23 protein-coding genes and 1 tRNA gene are annotated in these 19,987 nt (G+C 53.2%); 19 read left to right on the plus strand and 5 right to left on the minus strand.

The window, feature by feature from the left end; genetic code table 11:
• Positions 1–2: 2 nt before the first annotated feature.
• The 13 genes from BMZ81_RS03080 (at position 3) to BMZ81_RS03140 (ending at position 8,915) form a co-directional block, all read left to right on the plus strand.
• Positions 3–314 (plus strand): hypothetical protein, encoded by a 312-nt coding sequence (locus BMZ81_RS03080; RefSeq protein ID WP_091128506.1) that lies wholly within the window; start codon positions 3–5, stop codon positions 312–314.
• Complete coding sequence (locus BMZ81_RS03085; protein WP_091128509.1) at positions 311–805, plus strand: hypothetical protein; 495 nt, start codon at positions 311–313, stop codon at positions 803–805. The genes BMZ81_RS03080 and BMZ81_RS03085 overlap by 4 nt, the downstream gene beginning before the upstream one ends.
• On the plus strand, positions 802–1,863 hold the full coding sequence (locus BMZ81_RS03090; protein WP_091128511.1) for a phage tail sheath C-terminal domain-containing protein: 1,062 nt from the start codon (positions 802–804) through the stop codon (positions 1,861–1,863). Before BMZ81_RS03085 ends, BMZ81_RS03090 begins: the two co-directional genes overlap by 4 nt.
• Positions 1,864–1,877: 14 nt before the next feature.
• On the plus strand, positions 1,878–2,267 hold the full coding sequence (locus tag BMZ81_RS03095; protein WP_091128514.1) for a hypothetical protein: 390 nt from the start codon (positions 1,878–1,880) through the stop codon (positions 2,265–2,267).
• Positions 2,264–2,572 carry a hypothetical protein gene (locus tag BMZ81_RS03100; RefSeq protein WP_091128516.1) on the plus strand — a complete coding sequence of 103 codons (309 nt, stop codon included), beginning with the start codon at positions 2,264–2,266 and terminating at the stop codon, positions 2,570–2,572. The genes BMZ81_RS03095 and BMZ81_RS03100 overlap by 4 nt, the downstream gene beginning before the upstream one ends.
• A gap of 1 nt (position 2,573) precedes the next feature.
• Positions 2,574–3,041, plus strand: a complete 468-nt coding sequence (locus tag BMZ81_RS03105) for a hypothetical protein (RefSeq protein WP_091128518.1) — start codon at positions 2,574–2,576, stop codon at positions 3,039–3,041.
• Between the two features lie 13 nt (positions 3,042–3,054).
• Positions 3,055–3,630: a SafA/ExsA family spore coat assembly protein gene (gene safA / locus BMZ81_RS03110; RefSeq protein WP_242942552.1), complete on the plus strand. Its 576-nt coding sequence runs from the start codon at positions 3,055–3,057 to the stop codon at positions 3,628–3,630.
• Positions 3,627–4,574 carry a hypothetical protein gene (locus BMZ81_RS03115; protein ID WP_091128520.1) on the plus strand — a complete coding sequence of 316 codons (948 nt, stop codon included), beginning with the start codon at positions 3,627–3,629 and terminating at the stop codon, positions 4,572–4,574. Before safA ends, BMZ81_RS03115 begins: the two co-directional genes overlap by 4 nt.
• The gene (locus BMZ81_RS03120; RefSeq protein ID WP_091128522.1) at positions 4,575–4,982 is read left to right on the plus strand and encodes a hypothetical protein; all 408 of its coding nucleotides are present in this window, start codon (positions 4,575–4,577) and stop codon (positions 4,980–4,982) included.
• 1 nt (position 4,983) lies between these two features.
• Complete coding sequence (locus tag BMZ81_RS03125) at positions 4,984–5,334, plus strand: hypothetical protein (protein ID WP_091128525.1); 351 nt, start codon at positions 4,984–4,986, stop codon at positions 5,332–5,334.
• Positions 5,335–5,347: 13 nt separating this feature from the next.
• Positions 5,348–6,406: a baseplate J/gp47 family protein gene (locus BMZ81_RS03130; protein ID WP_091128526.1), complete on the plus strand. Its 1,059-nt coding sequence runs from the start codon at positions 5,348–5,350 to the stop codon at positions 6,404–6,406.
• Positions 6,407–6,410: 4 nt separating this feature from the next.
• Positions 6,411–6,983 (plus strand): aldolase/citrate lyase/malate synthase family protein, encoded by a 573-nt coding sequence (locus BMZ81_RS03135; protein WP_091128528.1) that lies wholly within the window; start codon positions 6,411–6,413, stop codon positions 6,981–6,983.
• 351 nt (positions 6,984–7,334) lie between these two features.
• On the plus strand, positions 7,335–8,915 hold the full coding sequence (locus tag BMZ81_RS03140; protein ID WP_091128530.1) for a peptide chain release factor 3: 1,581 nt from the start codon (positions 7,335–7,337) through the stop codon (positions 8,913–8,915).
• A gap of 262 nt (positions 8,916–9,177) precedes the next feature.
• On the opposite strand, the gene BMZ81_RS03145 is transcribed toward BMZ81_RS03140, so the two are convergent.
• The gene (locus BMZ81_RS03145) at positions 9,178–10,578 is read right to left on the minus strand and encodes an alanine/glycine:cation symporter family protein (protein ID WP_091128786.1); all 1,401 of its coding nucleotides are present in this window, start codon (positions 10,576–10,578) and stop codon (positions 9,178–9,180) included.
• Between the two features lie 174 nt (positions 10,579–10,752).
• On the opposite strand from BMZ81_RS03145, the gene BMZ81_RS03150 reads away from it, so the two are divergent.
• Positions 10,753–11,628, plus strand: coding sequence for a LysR family transcriptional regulator (locus tag BMZ81_RS03150; protein WP_177187177.1), 876 nt, complete (start codon positions 10,753–10,755; stop codon positions 11,626–11,628).
• Between the two features lie 176 nt (positions 11,629–11,804).
• Here BMZ81_RS03150 and BMZ81_RS03155 read toward each other — a convergent pair whose 3' ends face one another.
• From BMZ81_RS03155 to bilQ, 3 genes are all read right to left on the minus strand, one after another.
• Positions 11,805–12,278: a hypothetical protein gene (locus tag BMZ81_RS03155; RefSeq protein WP_091128541.1), complete on the minus strand. Its 474-nt coding sequence runs from the start codon at positions 12,276–12,278 to the stop codon at positions 11,805–11,807.
• 189 nt (positions 12,279–12,467) lie between these two features.
• Positions 12,468–13,001 (minus strand): flavodoxin family protein BilS, encoded by a 534-nt coding sequence (gene bilS, locus BMZ81_RS03160; RefSeq protein ID WP_091128542.1) that lies wholly within the window; start codon positions 12,999–13,001, stop codon positions 12,468–12,470.
• Complete coding sequence (gene bilQ, locus BMZ81_RS03165; RefSeq protein WP_242942553.1) at positions 12,998–13,534, minus strand: bilirubin utilization transcriptional regulator BilQ; 537 nt, start codon at positions 13,532–13,534, stop codon at positions 12,998–13,000. The genes bilS and bilQ overlap by 4 nt, the downstream gene beginning before the upstream one ends.
• A 106-nt stretch (positions 13,535–13,640) precedes the next feature.
• Here bilQ and BMZ81_RS03170 point away from each other — a divergent pair, with 106 nt between their 5' ends.
• The 4 genes from BMZ81_RS03170 to BMZ81_RS03185 are packed head-to-tail and all read left to right on the plus strand — an operon-like array spanning position 13,641 to position 17,944.
• Positions 13,641–14,117 (plus strand): MarR family winged helix-turn-helix transcriptional regulator, encoded by a 477-nt coding sequence (locus tag BMZ81_RS03170; protein WP_091128546.1) that lies wholly within the window; start codon positions 13,641–13,643, stop codon positions 14,115–14,117.
• Positions 14,114–15,862: an ABC transporter ATP-binding protein gene (locus tag BMZ81_RS03175; RefSeq protein ID WP_091128548.1), complete on the plus strand. Its 1,749-nt coding sequence runs from the start codon at positions 14,114–14,116 to the stop codon at positions 15,860–15,862. The genes BMZ81_RS03170 and BMZ81_RS03175 overlap by 4 nt, the downstream gene beginning before the upstream one ends.
• Positions 15,846–17,498 carry an ABC transporter ATP-binding protein gene (locus tag BMZ81_RS03180; protein WP_091128550.1) on the plus strand — a complete coding sequence of 551 codons (1,653 nt, stop codon included), beginning with the start codon at positions 15,846–15,848 and terminating at the stop codon, positions 17,496–17,498. Before BMZ81_RS03175 ends, BMZ81_RS03180 begins: the two co-directional genes overlap by 17 nt.
• A gap of 47 nt (positions 17,499–17,545) precedes the next feature.
• On the plus strand, positions 17,546–17,944 hold the full coding sequence (locus tag BMZ81_RS03185) for a transposase (protein WP_091128553.1): 399 nt from the start codon (positions 17,546–17,548) through the stop codon (positions 17,942–17,944).
• Positions 17,945–18,332: 388 nt separating this feature from the next.
• On the opposite strand, the gene BMZ81_RS03190 is transcribed toward BMZ81_RS03185, so the two are convergent.
• A tRNA-Leu gene (locus BMZ81_RS03190) sits at positions 18,333–18,418 on the minus strand.
• A 191-nt stretch (positions 18,419–18,609) separates the two neighbouring features.
• Here BMZ81_RS03190 and BMZ81_RS03195 point away from each other — a divergent pair.
• Positions 18,610–19,971 carry an FG-GAP repeat domain-containing protein gene (locus BMZ81_RS03195; protein ID WP_091128555.1) on the plus strand — a complete coding sequence of 454 codons (1,362 nt, stop codon included), beginning with the start codon at positions 18,610–18,612 and terminating at the stop codon, positions 19,969–19,971.
• Positions 19,972–19,987: the final 16 nt, after the last annotated feature.

The following is a 19,987-nucleotide window of genomic DNA, read 5'->3' on the forward strand; positions in this document are numbered from 1 at the left end:
ACTTGGTAAAAGAAATCCTGACGAAGTACGGGCAGACGGTGGTGATCCGAGGCACGGAGGCAGATGTCTCCACACGGGTCTTTTTGCAGCCAGTGACAGACCGAAAAGAGCGCGAGCCCTTCGTTATGACAGAGTTGGGCAGTATTGACGACCGGCTTTGGCTATATCTGGGACAGACGCCGCTGGAAACAGGGGACATTGTGGAATACAACCATTTGCGGTTTCAGCCGCGCAGCTGCAGAGCCTACTATATCGGCGACAATGTGATTTACTGGTGGGCGATGCTGGAACCGGAGAAGGAGGCGGCGGAGTGAGGGAACTGATACAGGTGAGAGACGCGGTGATCACCGCACTGCAGAAGGCAGAGCTGCCGGCATTGACAGCTTTTCCAGCCGGCAGAGCCAAACAATACGGCGGGCCAATAGCAGTGGTGGGCGTAGGCGCGGCGGAGGGAAAGACAATGGGCTTTTGCAACTATCTGGGCGAAAGCTATGATGCATCTGCCGGGACGGTAAGAGAGCTGTATGGGAAGCAGCTGGAGGCGGAGATTTCAGTAGATATTCGGGGCTCAAGAGCAGCTTTGTGCGAAGACGGTTGTGAGACAGCGGCGGATGTGCTGCTAAGCGGACTCCCTGAGGGGATCCGGCCGGGGGAACTCCGCTGGGAGGCGCTGAAATGGGAAAAGGAGACGGGAATGTTTTTGCGCCAAGGATATCTTCGGTGCCGGGCTGCTTTTATCGCACAGGATAGCGACGACAGCATGGCCTTTTTGGACTTTCAATTGAAAGGAGTTTTGAAGACTTGAGTGAGACGAAGCATGAACGGCCAGGTGTATACTCCAGCTATGATGCATCGACTGTGGTGTCTGCAGGGCAGGCGCCTAGGGCGATTGGCGTGGCAGCCAAAGCAGCCAAGGGAACAGTGGGACAGGCAGTGGTTTTAACGGGATATACTGCCGGAATTGCTGCTTTTGGAGAGGACAGCACGCCTGGTATGTCCACCATTTTAAAGCTGCTGTTTGCCAATGGAGCATCCACGGTGACGGCGGTCCGGGTGGCAGATGAGGGGACAAAAACGGACTATGAGGACGCATTTGCGGTGCTGGGAACCCAGAATGTACAGGTATTGGTGTGCGACAGCGCGAGTGAGACCGTGCAGCAGTCGCTGCGGACATCTGTAGAGGAGGCCTCAGCCAGCCGCAAGGAACGGATTGCAGTGGTAGGCGGCAGCGGTGAGACGGTGACAGAGCTGGTAGCTCACGCAGCGGCACTGAACAGTGAACGAATGGTTCTTGTGGGACCAGATGCCTTGGACAGTGCAGGAGACGTGCTCCCGGGCGTATTTTCCGCAGCAGCGGTGGCAGGTGTCATTGCCGCAGGGAAGGATCCGGCAGTTCCCCTGAACGGTGCGGCAGTAAGGGGGCTGAACGGATTAAATGTAGCCTATGGCGACAACGATATCGACTTGCTGGTTCGCGGCGGCGTGACGCCCTTGGAAAGTGTAACCGGTGTGATTTCACCGGTGCGCGGCATCACAACCAGAACAACCAGCGGCGGCGCGGCGGATACAACCTGGCGGGAATTGACAACCATTTTAATTGTAGATGATATCATTCCTGCGGTAAGAAGTGCGCTGCGGAGCAAATTCACACGGTCAAAGAACACAGTCCAGAGCCGGAGCGCGATTCGCTCCCAGGTAATCATAGAGCTGGAAAAAAAGATGGCGGCGGAAATTATTGACAGCTATGGCGAGGTGACGGTGACGGCGGATGCTGATGATCCAACCGTATGCTTGGTGGAGTTCAGTTTTGCTGTGGCCCATGGACTGAACCAGATCTATCTGACCGTGCACATCACGGTATGAGAAAGGGGAAATGAATCGGCATGAATGGATTTCCAACAAGCTCAGATATTTATCTGGAATTAGACGGCAAAAAGGTAGCGGTGGTGCAGAGCTATGCAGCGAAAGCCACCAAGTCCAGTCAGAGCGTAGAGGCATTTGGAGAGAGTGAGCCGGTGGCCACCATCGAAGGGCAGAAGCAGTATATTTTGGAACTGACGCGGCTGTATGCGACAGACGATGCAATTTCCGATGGCATCAATTTTCATGATTTGCGGGACTTTTCCCTGGTAATCTGCAAGCCGGACCGGAAGATTATTTACAGCGGATGTGAGTGGAGCGCAATTCATGAGGAGGGACAGCTGAATGCGATGGTGGCAGAGAAGATTACAGTGGTGGCCTCCAAACGCATGGAGACAACGGCGTGAAATTGGAGGACATTGAAGAACTGCGGCCCATGACGGCCCTGCAAATGCTGACGATTTGGCGTGCGTGCAGGGAAGAGACGGAAGATCCGCTGGAAAGAATTCTTCTGTGTAATGCCCAAATTTTAGAGGCGTGCTGTTTTGCCGGGGACAAACAGGCGTTTCCGGATAGAGAGACCGTCTTACAGTCTTTGACGGCGCGGCAGATGGAACTTCTGCTGCGCCGCCTGGAGGCGGAGCGACCGCTCATTCTGCAGCAGGAAAACCCGTCTTTTGACATGGCGCGGTTTGTGGAATTGGAGGAATGAGATGGACTATATCCGACAGGAATTGCTGCGGCAGCAGATGGCGCTTTACAGACTGCTGCTGGGAAACAGCGCCATGGAGGGAGTGGAACTGCAAGCCCCCGAGAAAACGCCTGTTATAAACCCGGAGATATCGGCACAGGTTTGGCTGGCGCCTGTGCTGGAGGGAATAGGCGCATTCGGAAAAGGCGAAGCGGCGACAGAGCCGGTGGAGGCTGTATGGAAGAATGCCGGATTTGAAGCGGTGGAGGGAACACCGCTGTCAGATAGCAGCCGTTCAGAGCTTGCTGCCTTTGGCGGAAAGCAGGTCAAATGGGGAAAATGGGGGCAGAGCAGTACACAGGAACCCTGGACCCGCATGGTGACAGAGTTTTTGATGCCGGATGCAGGGGGAACATCCGACCCGGATGAGCTGTCTCTCACATTCCAGCGGGACGCCCGGCGTTATGACGGCGGCTTTTCCCTGTACTGAAAGGAGGAATGTCATGCGCTTGACACCTATGCGATTCAAGGACTATACCTGGCCCCACAATCCGGAAAGCTATACAGTGGAATACCGGAGACAAATAGCGGTCCACAAGATTCCCTTTGGACGGTATGTGATACAGGAGCTTGGAACAACTTATCGGGTTTTGAAGGGAGAAGGAACCTTTGCAGGGGAGCATGCCTACGACCAGTTTCAACAACTGGCCGCGGTATTTGAGCAGGAGGGAGCCGGACTGCTGGTGCATCCGGTATGGCAGCCGGCGAGAGCATATTTCACCTCCCTCCAATTGACGGAGCGGCCGCTACCAGACTATGTGCGGTACACATTTGAGTTTTGGGAGGATTTCGGCGCCTACAGCGGCGGTCTGACGGCGGTGGAAAGCAGTACCAATGCCCAACCAGAGGATAGCAGCGCTCAAGCAGAAGAGAAAACTGTTTATATCGTGCGGAAAGGAGACACCCTGTGGGGGATTGCCAAGCAGTACAATGTAGAACTGACAATGCTGATTGAGGCAAATCCCCAGATCAAAAATCCAAATTTGATCTATCCCGGAAACAGGGTGAACATCCCATGACAGGCTATCTCATGACAAGCGATCACAGGGCATACACCCTGCCCCGGCTGATATCATGGAATCTGACTTATACGGGTAGCGTGCCCTGCGATAGCTTTACAGTTACATTTTTGTATGAGAAGGTAATGGCGGAGCCGCTGCACCTGGCAGCAGGCTTTTCTGCTATGGAAAATGGCCAGGTAATGCTGCGGGGGATTGTAGATGAGTATACGGTTTCCATGACGGATAAGGGGCTGTTGGCAACCGTCCGGGGACGAGGCTACGCGGCGCGGCTTCTGGACAACGAGGCCAGACCAGTGACTTACCAGGCGGCGACACTGGCAGAAATTGTCCGCTGCCATGTGGAGCCATATGGTATTTCCTGCAGGGAGATAGCAGATGTGAGGGCAAATTCCACATATACAGTGGCTGCGGGAACTAGCCAGTGGAGAGCCCTGGAAAACTTTTGCCACGCCTACGGCGGGTTTTCTCCGCGATTTAACCGAGACGGACAGCTGTTAGCAACAGCGGAACTGGACAGCGGAAAACGATTGGCCATCCATGACGGAACACCTGTGATCTCCTGTACACTGCGGGAGGATCACTATGGCGTTCTGACAGAAGTGCTGGTCATCGATAAGAAACAGAACGTGGAGTATTCTGTCAAAAACCAGGATATGATCAACCGAGGCGGTCAGTGTCGACGGGTGGTATATACGCCTGGACAGAGCACATGGGCGGCTATGCGGTACACAGGAGAGTATCAAATCGACCGCTCCAAAGAAGAGGAGAAACGGATTTCCATTTGCCTGCCGGGAAACTTTGCTGTGTTTCCGGGAGATATCGTGCGGCTGAATTTGAAACGAATCGGTATTGCCGGTGAGTACCGGACAGAGGAGACAGAGAATATTTTTTCTGCCTCGGAAGGTGCGATGGAGAAGTTACAACTGAAGGAGAAAACATAAATGTGGCTTTCAAAACAGGTGAAGCCGGTATCACCAACTGCAGATGCAGATCTGGGTGTAACCACGATTGCCGGGAATGGGACAGGGGTCATTACCCGCGGCGAAGTGCGCTCACTGCCGGTTTATGGACCCGGTGGATACATTTGGCTGCCGGGAAGTGGGGAAGAAGTGCTGGTTATCAAGGGAGGACCAGGTGGTGAAGAGCAGTGTGTGGCCGGGGCCAGGCAGTCAGCCACGCCAAAGGAGATGCTGCCGGGTGAGGTCTATCTCTACGGCCCTGTCGGCAACGCAGTCTATTTGAAAAAAGACGGTACTGTGGAACTACAGGGAACCATCTCCATCAAAGGAGAACTGGTGGTTAATGGAGAGGCGTACAAGCCATGCCGCTGTGAAGGAGGATTGACATGAGATGGAGTTGAAGCTGCGTGACGGAGATTATGTTCCAGATGGCGTGGGAGGGTTGCGCAGGGTGAGCGGGAAAGAGGCCTTAGTGCAACGGATTTTATTCCGATTGACCGCACGGCGTGGATACTTTCCATTCTGTGAAAATCTTGGCAGCCGGCTTTGGCTACTTGGGCAGGTAAGTGCTGCCCAAAGACAGACAGCTGCAGTTCAGTACGTCACTGAGGCGCTGGCAGAGGAGAGCGGCCTGACAGTGGACAGTGTAACGCTCGCAGAAAGGGAAAAGGGCGTAATGGATCTGACAGCCGCGATGAGTTGCGCGGGAGAGTCCTTTTCCATTACACTGAAAATTCAGTGAAAGGGGACAACAGGTGAGGACAATCGAGGAAATCTATGAAGAACTGCTGAATGCCTTTGCACAACGGGCGGGCTTCACCCCGGATGATTCCTGCGATTTAACTGTGCGGCTGTACGCCTTGGCAGCACAGCTACAGGCATTGAGTATTCAGGCGGACTGGGTCTTGGATCAAAGTTTTCCACAGACGGCACAGGGAATCTATTTGGACCGGCATGCCGCCATGCGGGGAATCAAGCGCACGGCGGCAAGCAAATCTGCAGGAATGCTGCGGTTCTACGTGGATACGGCAGCGTCCGCGCCTCTGACCATTCCGGATGGGACGGTTTGCATGACGGCGGCGGAGGTGCGTTTTCAGACAACTGCCGTTGGGAATATTCCGGCAGGAGAACTGTTTGCTGACGTGCCCGCAGAATCTTTAGGGACAGGAAATGGCACCAATGTGGCGGCGGGAGCAATTCATATTTTGACTGCTTGCCCCGTGGCAGTTACCTCTTGCACAAATCCTGAGGCATTCCAGGGCGGCAGCGATGAAGAGAGCGATGAGGCACTGCGGCAGAGAATTCTGGAGAGCTATCAGCGGCTTCCAAATGGAGCAAATGCCGCTTACTATGAACAGACGGCGATGCAGCATGACGGCGTGGCGGCAGCAAAGGCGGTCGGAAGGGCACGGGGCATTGGAACAGTAAATGTATATGTTACGACCGAAGCCGGGCTGCCTTCGGAGAGCCTGTTAGCGGAGATTCAGGAAAACCTGCAGGAAAAACGGGAGATTGCCGTAGATGTCCAGGTGCTGGCTCCAGAGGTGACAGAGATTGATCTGACCGTGGAGGTGGCGGCAAGAGAAGGCATCGCGTTTGCCGAGGCGAAAGCTGCGGTGGAACAGGCAGCGGCGGAACTATTCAGCGGAAAGCTGCTGGGAAAAGCAATCCGCTTGGCGGAAATTGGAAATCAAATCTATGGTGTGGATGGAATAGAGAATTATCGGATTCTGGCACCGACGGAGGACCTGGCGGCAAACGAAGCCGTTCTTCCAGTGCTTGGAACACTGACTGTGACCCAGATGGAGGCGTAGGCACATGTATGAGCAGTATTTAAAAAACCTGCTGGAGCCGCTGCGGGTATATGATTTATCAAATGCATCTCTCGGCGGAGCAGAACTTTATGCTGCTGGAACAGGGCTGGATACACTGGAACGGCAGTTGGAAATCGCAGAACGTGAGGCACTGGTCGCAACAGCGGAGGGAGCGGGCCTTGACCGGACAGAAGCGCTGTTTGCCAGAAAACCAGCAGCTGTGACGACGGAACAGCGGCGACTTGCCATTGCGGCATTGCTGCAAATTGACGGCGACAGTCTGACCCCGGAAACTATTGACCGAACGATTCGCGGCTGTGGAATTCGGGCGAGGGCGATTGAGGTGGACACGGGGCATCTGCGGGTAATTTTTCCAGAGGTGGCGGGGGTTCCGGAAGAATTTGAACAGATTCAAAAAATTATTCTGGATATTCTGCCATGCCATCTGGCAGTGGAGTTTTATTTCCGGTATCTGACTTGGTTGGAATGCGAGCAGGCGGAGATGGCCTGGGCTGATATTGAAGCGGCAGAACACACTTGGGAGAGCTTTGAACTGGCTGTGCCGCCGGAGGCATAGAAACTATGGAGTGGGATGGAAAGCAGCGGGGGAATGAGCTTTGGCTCATTCCCCCGCTGCGCTTGATCGTTTCCTCATCAGCTGGATTTCGGATGGCACTGATGAACAGTGGCTTCTAACTTTGCCAGCCAATCTGCAGACGAGGAAAGGAATATTTTAGTGACTAAAGCTGGCATGACGCCGTATTTCAGTATCCTGCGGGGATCTGGACAGTTCCAAATCGTTTGCATAGGAGAACTTAGGAAATAATCGATCTACGAAATCGGAGGAAAAACCGTGGGAAAAATCTTGAAAATTCCCACAGAGTATGATAAATTAACTAAGTCTGTATGCTGATAAGGAGGCGCAGAAATGCCTACCATGAGAGAAGAGATATCCCGCCGCCGAACGTTTGCAATTATTTCCCACCCGGACGCCGGTAAAACAACCTTGACAGAGAAGTTGTTATTATACGGTGGAGCGATTGCCCAAGCCGGTGAGGTCAAGGGCAAGCGGGCAAGGGCCGCCACATCGGACTGGATGGAGATTGAAAAGCAGCGCGGGATTTCCGTCACATCCTCTGTTATGCAGTTTCAGCATGACGGTTACTGCATCAATATTTTGGACACCCCAGGCCACCAGGACTTTTCAGAAGATACCTACCGAACGCTGATGGCAGCGGATTCCGCTGTCATGGTGATTGACGGTGCCAAGGGTGTGGAGCCTCAGACACGGAAGCTGTTCAAGGTTTGCGCCCTGCGGCATATTCCCATTTTTACCTTCATCAACAAGATGGACCGGGAGACCAGGGATCCATTGGAGCTGTGCGAGGAGGTGGAGCGGGAGCTGGGTATCGACACCTATGCGATGAACTGGCCCATCGGCTGCGGCAAGGAATTCCAAGGCGTTTATGACCGGGAAAAACGGAGAATTTTATTTTTCGCCGGAGATGGACACGCCAGAAAGGCAACATCTACAGAAGTGGAGCTGGATGCCCCGGCTTTGGACGAAATGCTGGGCGGGACCAAGGCGGCCACCCTGCGGGACGAGGTGGAATTGCTGGGGGCTGGCCGCGAGTTTGACATGGATGCCGTACGCAGCGGCTCGCTCAGCCCGGTATTTTTTGGATCTGCTTTAACAAACTTTGGCGTGGAGCCGTTTTTGGAAGAGTTTCTGCGAATGACAACCGCGCCGCTGCCCAGGATTTCGGATGAAGGGGAAGTCGATGTGTTCTCATCGGATTTTTCTGCCTTTGTATTTAAAATTCAGGCTAATATGAACAAGGCCCACCGAGATCGGATTGCCTTTATGCGAATTTGCTCCGGTAAATTTGAGAGGGACGCGGAGTATTATCATATCCAGGGCGGCAAGAAAATGCGCCTCAGCCAGCCGCAGCAGATGATGGCGGCCGAACGGGAAATTATCGAAGAGGCCTATGCGGGGGATATCATCGGCGTGTTTGACCCTGGCATTTTTGCTATCGGCGATACGATTACAGTACCTGGGAAAAAGTTTAAATTTTCCGGTATCCCCACCTTTGAACCAGAGCACTTTATGAGAGTCAGCCCCAAGGACACGATGAAGCGCAAGCAGTTCATCAAGGGCACGGAGCAGATTGCCCAAGAGGGCGCTATTCAGATTTTCAAGATTCCAGATGCCGGTATGGAAGAGGTTATTGTGGGTGTGGTGGGTACTCTGCAGTTTGATGTCTTCGAATACCGGATGAAAAATGAGTATGGCGTGGATCTCCACATGATGGGGCTGCCCTATGAGCATCTGCGGGTGATTCGGGCTTATCCGGGAGAACTGAAGGAAATGATTCTCTGCACGGGATCGGCGCTGTTGGAGGATTTCAGGGGGCATTATCTGGTGGCCTTTGGAGGCGAGTGGTCTGTGGGGTACCTGCTGAAACACAACCCGGGCTTGGAGCTGTCAGAGTCCTTTTCTGTATAAAATGCACGATTGTGCAAGGCCAGGGGGGCACCGCAGGTGCCTCCCTGGCTGTTTATTACTCCGGCAATGACCGTATGCAGGGAACTGTTTTCAGACATTTCCAATTCCAAAACGCTGAAAATAAAGTGTGTTGTATGAGAATGCATAAAAACACAGGCCCGCTCAGATACGGAGGGGCCTGTGTTTCATCCATATGCATTTTCACCCTAAAGTTATGAAGCTGCCGGAACTGGGGGAGCAGACAGGAAGGGAGCTGCCAGCACTATGACCTGCTGCGCAGGGTTTGCTCGTATTCTTTGAGAGCAGCCAAGGCCTGCTTGGACATCGGAAGAATCACGATGATATTGAAGACGGTCATCAGACCGATGCCCACATCGCCCAAATCCCATACAAAGGTATATGTAGCCAGTCCACCGATGAACAGCATAATCAGCGCCAGGACTTTATAAGCGGTCTGGGACAGCCAGTTGTCCCCAAAAAGATAGGCCACATTGGAGCGTGCATAGAAGAGAATTCCAATGAAGGTGGAAAAACTGAACAGCCATAGGACAAGCGCGATAAAGACCACCCCAAATTGACCCAGATGGTGGCGCATCGAGGCCTGGAGCAGATCCATTCCCTGCAGGCCGGCCATATCGGATTCCGGAGTCATCAACATAATGAACGCTGTGCAGCTGCAGATAACAATTGTATCAATAAAGACGCCCAGCGCTTGGAGCAGGCCAGCCTTAACAGGATGGGTAACATCCGCCGCCGCTGCAGCGCAGGGAGCAGAGCCGGAACCGGCCTCATTGGAAAACAGCCCGCGCTTTACACCATTCATCAGGACCGCTCCGAATCCGCCCGCAACTACCTGACGCAGGCCAAAGGCTTCTGCAAAGATACGCTGAAACACGGCGGGCAGAAGGGGGATGTTTTTGACCAGCAGAAGCAGGGTGAGCAGGAAATAGCAGCCTGCCATAATGGGTACCAACACATCCAGAACCTTTACCGTGGCATTTTTTCGCAGCACGATGACTGCGGAAAGTGCCACTAGGATAATTGTGGTATAGAGAGGCGGAATATGAAAGGCGTTTTGAAATGCACTGGAGACGGAGTTGCTGATAACCTGGCTGATACCGCACCAGCAAATGAGTCCCGAAATTGCAAACAGGACTGCCACGATGGTGTAACGGCGTTTCTTTCCACCCAGCTTCTCCTCTGCAAAGTGATGGATGTAATAAGCGGGACCGCCACGATAACCGCCGTAGAGCGGGTCCTTTTCCTTATAAAGCTGAGCCAGAGTTGCTTCAATAAAGGCGGTGGAGGCTCCCAGCAGGGCAGAGATCCACATCCAGAATACGGCGCCCGCACCTCCGGCGGAAATGGCTGCAACAACACCCACCAGGTTTCCCATGCCCACGCGGGTAGCGGTGGAAACGATCAGCGTTTGCAGGCCGGAGATTGCACCGGCGTGACTGCCGGATCGCTTTTCAAGGGTCAGCCGCAGCATTTCCGGAAACAGGCGGATTGGGAGAAATCGGGTTCGGATTGTGAAATAGACGCCGGTGGGGATCAGCATCAAAACCAGCAGAGAGATGCCGACCGATCCGCCGCCGGGCAGTGGTATACTGAACAGATCTCCCCACAAAAAACGGTAAATCGTTGAAATGAGCCCAATCATCGGTTCCATCGGTGTTGTCTTCCTTTCTATTGCAGTGCCCTTTCCGTTGCGCGTTTTGTCCAAAGGCAGAAATTGATTTTCTCGGAATTCAGTATATAATAGACCTGTCTATTTGTAAAATCGATAATTTAAATTATATGAATCGAAAAAATAAATTTATGAGGGGATATGAAAATGGAGCTCCGGAACTTGAAGACGTTTATCTATGTGGCGGAGTTGTCCAGCTTTACGGGGGCGGCCCAGCGCTTGGGCTTTTCTCAGTCTACGGTGTCTTTCCAGATTAAGCAGATGGAGGAAGAACTGAACACGCGGCTGTTCGAACGGATTCATCACACTGTAAAACTGACCGATCGCGGCCGGGAGGTGCTGCGGTATGCCTATCGAATGGACAAGCTGACCCAGGAGCTCTCTTGGGAGCTGAAGCAGGAAAAGGAAATCACGGGACATGTCCGACTGGCGATGGCGGACTCTTTATGCAGACACCTGGGAAGCACATTTCGGGACTTCTGGATGCGCTATCCCGGAATCAGTCTGAAACTGATTGCGGCAGGCACAGAGGAGATGTTCCGCCTGCTGAACCAAAACGAAGTGGACTTGGTATTTACATTGGATAATCACATCTACAATCCGGAGTACCGGTTGATCCGGGAGGAGCAGGTCGAAACGCACTTTGTAGTGTGGGCTGACTGCCCATTGGCAGGAAAAAAGACGGTTTCCATTCACGATGTACTCTGCTATCCCTTTTTCCTGACTGAAAAGGGAATGAGCTACCGCAGGCTGATGGATGAAGCACTGGGGGCACGTTCCCTGGAAATCACGCCCATGCTGGAGGTGGGAGATACAGAGATCATTTGCCAACTGGTGGGGCAGGGAGCAGGATGCTCCTTCCTCCCGGACTATGCCACTGCTGCGGCCGTCAACGCGGGAAAGCTGGTACGGCTGCATGTGGAGGAGTTTGAAATTAAGATTTGGAAACAGCTGTTCTGCCACCGGGACAAATGGGTTTCTCCGCAGCTTCAGCCGGTGATGGACTACTGTGCAGGCCTTTAAACTGCACGGATTGGGTGAGCGGAGCGTTTCCGCTGATAAAATCAAACCGGAAAGACACGCAGTTCGGCGTGTCTTTCCGGTTTGATTGAATGTTCAGTGGCCTGAAACGAAACGGCTCCCACCTGAAATGGAGCAATCACTTCAGTAAATGTGCTGTCAATATGGCGTGAAGTGCATCAAATATCAGAGACACGGGTGCGCCACGCGACTTCGGCGTCCAGATCCTTTCTCAACTTTGCATTTTCTGTAACCAATTCATCGTAATGACGGCTCTGCACATAGTACTTCACAAAACTGAAGGTTGCTTCCTGGAATTCCTCCTCTGAATACTCGGAGAGGAGAGAACCGTTGATCCGCCGAAGGCCCTGCACAGAAATGACGACGAGTCGGCGGTTTTTCTCCGAAAGCTGGATGATTTTCAATGTCTCCGGAATATCCAGCTTCAGATCGTAAATCGTGTTTACTTTCTCCAGCAACTTGCGCTGTTCTGGCTTTGCTGAAACCACAACACCATATTTTTCAAACAGACTTTTCAAATAATCGGCGGAAACTTCCTCTCTGGTAATGGTTCCCTTGCCAATTCCGGAAAGCATTGTATTGGACAGCGAAAAACTGACAAATACCTCGTTGCCCGTTTGAGGATAGCCCATAATTGTTTACCTCCGACATATGATAGATTTAGACACGAGTGGGACTGTGCTATGAAATCATTATAACATTCCTTGCGTAAAATGCAACAAATAGTTGCGCAAAAACATTTTGTTATAAAATGGTGCAGATCCAAAAACGGAGGACATCAAAACAGCCGTAAGCAGCTGTGGATCGGCTGCAAAACCGTTTTACTGAATTGCCGCAGCAAATGGTTCCTGAGAAACCGTCAAAGCAAGCACGGTCATTTTCAGGTGCTCCAAATCAGCTTTATCCGGATGGGACAAGGCCTGATCAAAGTTTTCAATCATATGCTCCAGATTCGGGGCGTGGGCGGGATCGGATCGCATTTTTTCATAGCGCTCCCGCACGGCCACGGGCATTTTACCCTGACACATATACGTGCCGATGACCGTATTGCTGTCATCCAGCTTCTGACAGGTGCGCTCCAGAATTGTGTCAAAGTAGGACTCCTCTCCGCCGAAGCCGGCTGTCCCGAAGAGAAACAGCCGCTTTCCCCGCAATTTTGTGAGGAATTCCCCTGTGGCGGCGTCACAGCTGCCCTTATCGGTCCAGAAACCAACATAAAGGAGATCTGCCGCCAGGGCGGCATCGGCCGGTACGCCGCTGTAAACGCAAGCTGTCTGCGGAAGAAGTTCCCGCAAGGTTTCGGCCAACAGCCGGGTATTGCCGGTTTTGCTGCTGTAAACGATGGAATAGTTCATTTTTCAGCCCCTCCTTCATATGAGCAAGGCATCATACACTTGCGTGCATCCTTTTTTCTGTGCACAATTTTGTCCAGCAGAACAAATAAATCCGTACGCTCCGCATCTGTCAGACAGGCGAGGTTTGCTTGATCCCAATCAAAGAATACATGGTGGCTGACCTGGAAGGTCCGAAGCCCTTTTTCCGTCAGATGCAGATGATAGGTACGGCCGGATTTTTCTTTCGTCATAAAGCCGTCTTCCACAAGTTTCGTAATGCTTCGCTGAGAATGTCCCCAGTCAGCGCACAACGCCTTTGTGAGTTCGGAAGGTGGACAGCCAGGATGTTTTCCAACATAAATCACAAAAAACAGTGCACCATAATTGATGCCGAGCCTTTGCAGTTCAGAACCGGCGTAATCGGTAAAGTCCTTATAAAAGGCAGAGGAATAATAGGCCAGAGTTTGAAACATTTCAGCCCTCCATTCTTGACAGGGACAAGCATACAGACTTAACTTGACTTTGTCAAGTGCGAGGGATAAAAAGTTTGACATGCCGCTGCACCGTCCTTCACAAATCGAAAAAGTTAGTTGCAAATACAAAAAAATGTACTATCATAAAATTAGTTGTATATGCATCTATACAAGGCGGAGGATTTTCATGGATAAAACAGAACGGCAAATCACGAAAATCGCACGGGAGGCTGCCAAGCTTACGCTGCAGACTATGCGGGCGGAAGGTGTTGGCACAGCGGAGTTCGATTTTATTCATTTGGTACGCCATCAGCCCGGCATCACGCAGGCGGAGATCCGGGAGGCATTAAAAATCGACAAGGGCGCAGCAGCCCGCCGGACCGCCAGTCTGGAAGCAAAGGGCTATCTCATACGCAGGGAAAATCCGGAGGACGGCCGCAGCCAGCTGCTGTATGCAACGGAAAAGGCGGAGGAATTAAAAAATTCCAAGGTCAGCATTGAGACAACCTTTTATGAGTGGTTGCTGGAAGAACTGCCGGAGGCGGATCAACTGGAGTTCTGCCGTATTTTAAATACGCTGTACCAAAGATCCAAACACCAGAGCCGGGCGGGCTTTCCAGACGTTGCAGCGCGCATTGCGGAGAAGGGAACAGTCAATCCATGAAACAAACAGATATTGCCCGGCGGCCAGACCGGGTTGCCTCTTACTTCCGCATGGAGTGGGCAACTTTGCTGGCGGTGACATTGTCGGGCGTTTTCTACAACACCGGACTGCTGGCTGGACCATGGTTTGAAGGACGCCTGACCCAGTGCCTGCTGGACATCTTTGGCGGAGAAAAGGACTTTCCGGATATGCTGCGGCTGGCTGGGGCTTATGTGGCGGTGATTGCTGCTGTCCAGATAGCCCGATATATCAAGCGGCTGTATGTCCGCCGTTTTGCCAACCACATAAACCGGGATATGAAGCGGGTTCTTTACGGGAACCTGATTCACCGGAATCGGGCGGATTTGGAAGGCGAAAACATCGGAAGCATAATGACCAAGGCAATCTCTGATGTGGATGCCTGCGCGGAGGGAATGCGGAAGTTTACCACAGAGGTCTTTGATACCGGAGTGGCCTTGGCCGGATATGCCGCGCTGCTGTTCTGGTATGACTGGCGATTGGCACTGCTGAGCCTGCTCTTTCCGCCGTGCTCCTATTTTATTGCGGAGAAAATGAAGGCGGTTGTCCAGAGGAGCGGAACTGCGGCGCAGGAGAGCCGTGGACGGCTCAGTGCCGCTACGCTGGATCGGGTTTCCAGTGCGTCCACCTATCGGGTGTTCGGCTGTGAGTCCCAACGGGACCGGGCTTATGAGAAACAGCTGGAAGATTATGAGAAAGCGGCGGTGCGGGCCAATATTTGGGTGGCGGCCATGCCGCCGCTGTACCAGGCCATCTCCATGATCAGTACGTTGTTTATTTTTTATTTCGGAGGAAGAAATGTGACGGGCGGCGGATGGGCCAACTGGGATATTGCTGTCTTTGCGACATTCCTGTCATGCTTCACCAAGCTGTCGGTGAAATCGGCCAAGGCGGCTAAGCTCTTCAACGCTGTTCAGAAGGCGGAGATCTCCTGGAAGCGTATCAAGCCGCTGATGAGACCTGTCCCCATGGAGACGGCCGCAGAGCCAGCCCCCGCTGGGAAGCTGGAGGTGGAAAACCTGAGTGCGGCGTATTCTGGGGGAACGCCCATATTTCGGGGACTGTCCTTCAAGGCGGAACCTGGGCAGATCATTGGCGTTACCGGTCCGGTGGCCTGTGGAAAGTCCACACTGGGCAAAGCGATTCTTTGTGAGATCCCCTATGAGGGCAGTATCCGATTCGGGGGGAAAGAACTTTCCGACCTTCCGTCGGAACGGCGCTGGGATATTGTGGGCTACCTGGGTCATGACCCTGAATTGATGAGCGATACGATCCGAAACAACATCCTTCTGGATGATGAGCGTTCTCCGGAACCGCTGCTGGAGGCGGTCTGCTTGGGCCGGGAGATAGCTGAAATGCCGGATGGCATCCATACACGGATAGGCACCGGCGGCGTCCGCCTCTCGGGCGGGCAGCAGGCACGGCTGGCGCTGGCCCGGACACTGGGACATCCGAGGCCGCTGCTGATTTTGGACGACCCCTTTTCTGCGCTGGATCAGAGGACGGAGCGGGAGGTATTTGAGCGCCTGCGGATCTTGACGCAGGACAGCGTTGTGTTGCTCTTTTCACACCGGCTGTACTTGTTCCCGGAGTTGGACCAGGTAATCTGGATGGAGGACGGGCAGACGCTTGTGGGAACACACAAAGAGCTGATGCGCGTCAGCGGGCAGTATGCCGCCCTATATGACTTGCAGAAGGGAGGCGGCGACCATGAAGCAGAGGCATGAGAGAGGGTTGGCCGGCGTTCTGCGGACGGTGATAGGGCGTTCCAAACTGTTAACAGCCGCCATTGTCATGGCAGTGGTGGGAGCTGTCGTGACGGCGCTGCTGCCGCCGCTGGTGCTGGAACGGGCTGTAAATCTCCTGACAGCAGGGAACAACATTCCTTTTGCCCTGGCGCTGCTGTATGTTGCCCTGACATTCCTTACCGGACTTTTGGATGCTACACGGGAGAGCTTGCTGATCGTCTTTGGACAGAAAATCACACATGGTCTGCGCAGCGCCCTGTGCAGCAAGCTGTCCCGTTTGCCGTCGGATGCCTTTGTGAAACAGGATCCGGGGGCGGCGGTATCCCGCTTTGTGGGAGATGTGGACACGGTGGAAGCGCTGTTTACCTCCGGAATCATCAGTATGGTTGCCGATGGAGGTAAAGTCATCAGCATTTTGGCAATTCTTTTCGTCAAAAACAGGGGCCTGGCGCTGGTGCTGTTGGTGCTGACCCCGCTGCTGTTCCTCTTTACACGCCAGGTACAAAAGAGAATGCTGGCCGCCCAGCTGGCTAATCGGGTGGCGGTGGAACGGGCTACCAATCATGTTCCGGAGACCATCCGCTGTATCCGTACAATTCACGCTCTTCACAAGGAGCAATATATGTGCAAGGCATATGAACGCCACATTCAAGACAGTTATGACGCCGTGGAAAAGGCCAATTTCTATGACGCAGTCTATTCTCCGGTGATTCTGATTGCCAGCGCCTTGACAGTGGCTGCGGTGATGCTTCTGTCTGCTGCGGGCATTCCGGCGGTCCAGTCGTTTTTTGGAATGTCTGTTGGCACGGCAGCGGCGGTGATTGTCTATATTGGGTCAGTGTTTGCCCCGCTGGAGAGCGTTGGGATGGAAATCCAAACCATCCAATCCGCAGTGGCAGGTGTGCGCCGGATCGATGAATTCCTGGCGGCGGATGAGCGGTGGGAAACGGATGCCTCCATCACCTTGGATTCCCTCCTCCGGGAGGATGTTCCCTGTGTGGAACTGCGTGACGTGACCTTTGGCTACGATGAGGGCGCACCGGTGCTGCGGGATCTGAGCTTTGTTGTGAGAGACGGGGAGCAGGCTACACTGACAGGCCGGACGGGCGCCGGCAAAAGTACGGTGTTTAAGCTGCTGCTGGGCCAATACAACCCAGCCCATGGCCAAGTGCTGATCTATGGCCGGGAAGCCTCGCAGCTGCCGGACACTGTGAAGCGGCGGCTGTTCGGATATGTGGAGCAGAGCTTTCGTCTGGTCCCCGGCACGGTGCTGGATCAGATTACACTGTTTGACGAGTCGATCAGCCGGGCGGCGGCAGAGCGGGCGGCGGTGACTGTTGGCCTTCATGAAGCCATCTCTGCCCTGGAACAGGGATACGACACGCCCTGTGGGCCGTCACTGTTCTCTCAGGGGCAGTGGCAGCTGCTGTCCATTGCCAGGGCTATTGCAGCGGAACCAAAGCTCCTGCTATTGGACGAGATGACAGCAAATTTGGATGCCGACACAGAGCAGACGGTGCTGACAGCACTGAAAAATGCCGCTGAGCACAGGACGGTTCTCTCTATTTCACATAGACTGTACCAGCAGACCGGCGGCAGACAAATTTCAATATAGAGCTTGACTCATCTGCTGCTTTTTATTTCACATGCATGAAATAAAAAATGCCGGAGCAAAGTTTGCTTTGCTCCGGCGTGTCCCAATACGGTTTGGGAAACCCGGTGGAGTTCCTTCTCTCCGCTGGAAATGACCACGATTCGGTTCACGCTGTTGAACTATTGGAAAAAGTCGGGATCAGAGGGAGTGCCGTACTGGCAGACCGGGCATATGGTGCTCGGGCAATTCGGGAATATATCTCAGCGCACGGAGCCAGCTATGTGATCCCGCCGCAAAGCAACGTTTCCGATCCTTGGCCGGTTGACTGGCACCTGTATAACCTCCACATCGGTCAGGCTGCCATTAAAGTCCTTCGAATGTTTCAGGATGACTTTTTGGGCGGCCTGACTCTTTTTCGTGACCATGGCCACACCTCGGCTGTACAATCACAGCATCGGGGTACATAGCCTTGATATTACGGATCTGCCTATTTTTTGTGGTGTCAAATAAAAGAGCGGATTTCAGAGGCCTCACTACTGTGAAATAATATTACCGCGGCTCCTTGAGAGTTACCGTGTGCTTTTTACACAGAGAAGCGGTGTCTCCCATGATCACCGGCAGCACCAGAGAGTGGTGGTGAGTTGCAGAACCTGCTAAACAATGACACAGGCAAGGAACTCCATTCGCATTCCTCACCTGTGTTGCTTTGCCCTGTTCGGTTTTTGCTGTTGTCCCTTCGTCCCCTCAAACCACAAACCAACGTAGCGTTTGCGGTTTGAGGGGACGAAGAAACACCCCGTCCGGCTCCGTTTCCCACTTGCGCGGAAAACGGAGCCGGACGGGGTGTTTCTTAACTGGTGCCGGTGGTGGGACTCGAACCCACACGGTGTTGCCACCGGCGGATTTTGAATCCGCTACGTCTACCATTCCATCACACCGGCTTATGAAAGCTTTTTTATTATACTAGAAGCATTTCGAAATTTCAAGTGGAGATTTACAGAAAAAAAAGAAAAATGAACAGACGGTAAAATGACGGGAAAATCCCAAGAAAAGCTACCCAAACACAGGAAAACGTGCTATCATATATTAGTTAAATTATAGGCATTTGGCAATAAAAATAGGAAAGGGGGAGATGGCTGTGAAAAAAGTCCTGCGCGCGGTTTCATGCCTGCTGATATTGGCGGTGCTTTTGCCGGGAACCTGCAGCTGCGGTGTGGGATTTGTGTTTAATCCTCAGGAACTGTACAGCCTGCCGAAGCTCCCTACGGAGTATACAGAGCTGGACAACTGCATCAAAGCGGTGCTGCAGAGCGGCGCTGAATATGCTGCGCCGACAGCCGGAACCCATGTCCAGGCTGTTCAACTGGTAGACCTGAATGGAGACGGTCTGGAGGAGGCCATTGCTTTTTTTCGCAATTCGGAAGATGAGCGCCCCCTGAAAATTTATATATTTTCATCAAAAGGGCAGTCCTATGAACAGACTGCTGTGATTGAGGGCAGTGGTACCAGCATTTACAGCATTGCGTATGAGGACCTGGACCAAGACGGCCATACAGAGCTGGTGGTTGGCTGGCGTGCCGGTACAGATCTGCAGGCCTTGTCAGTTTATTCGCTGCGGCAAAAGGAACCGGTGGAACTGTTGCGCACGAATTATGTGCGGTATGCCGTAACCGACCTGGATCAGGATCAACTGCGGGAGCTGGTGGTTTTCCGTGCAGACGATGAGGGAAACGGCGTAGCTGACTATTACGAGTGGCAGGACAGCGGGCTGTCTCCCCGGACCTCTGCGCGCATTTCGATGACAATGGCGGAATTAAGCCAGCAGGGACAGATGAAAAAGGGGACGCTTCAAGGAGAAATTCCTGCATTGTTTGTGACGGGGGTGGAGGATTCCACAAATGCCATTACAGATATTCTGACGGTTCGCAACGGTGAGTTGGCCAATATTGTTCTTTCGGATGTAACGGGTGTTTCCACTGAAATTGCACCCTTCCGTTCCCTCTATCCAACAGATATCAACAACGATGGACTGACAGAGGTTCCCTGGCCGGTAAATCTGCCGGCATGGGACAACGGAGAGACGGCACCATACCAACAGATTGATTGGCGAAGCTATGATGCCAAAGGGACTGCTGCCACAGTTTTAAGCACCTACCACAACCTGGAGGACGGGTGGTATTTTCAACTCCCTGAAAACTGGTGCGGAAAAATTATGGTTACCAGGACAGTGATGCCGGAAGAGGCCGCTGTGACATTTTCCATGCTGAATGCCGATCAGGGCGGCCCGCAGGCATTCCTGCGCATTTCTGCATTGACAGGATCCAGCCGGGATATCAGAGCAGTTCGGGGAAACCGGTTTACGCTCAGCCGCCAGGCGGAGACAACTTTCACTGCAGAATTGCTGGACGACAGCGGCACCTGGAGCGATGCACTGACGGAGGATGAAGTCCGGGAGGCATTTAGTCTGATTACCAAAGAATGGGATGACAACTGAGAAAGGATAGAGGCAC

This window comes from Oscillibacter sp. PC13 (genome assembly GCF_900115635.1).
Taxonomy (GTDB): Bacteria; Bacillota; Clostridia; order Oscillospirales; family Oscillospiraceae; genus Oscillibacter.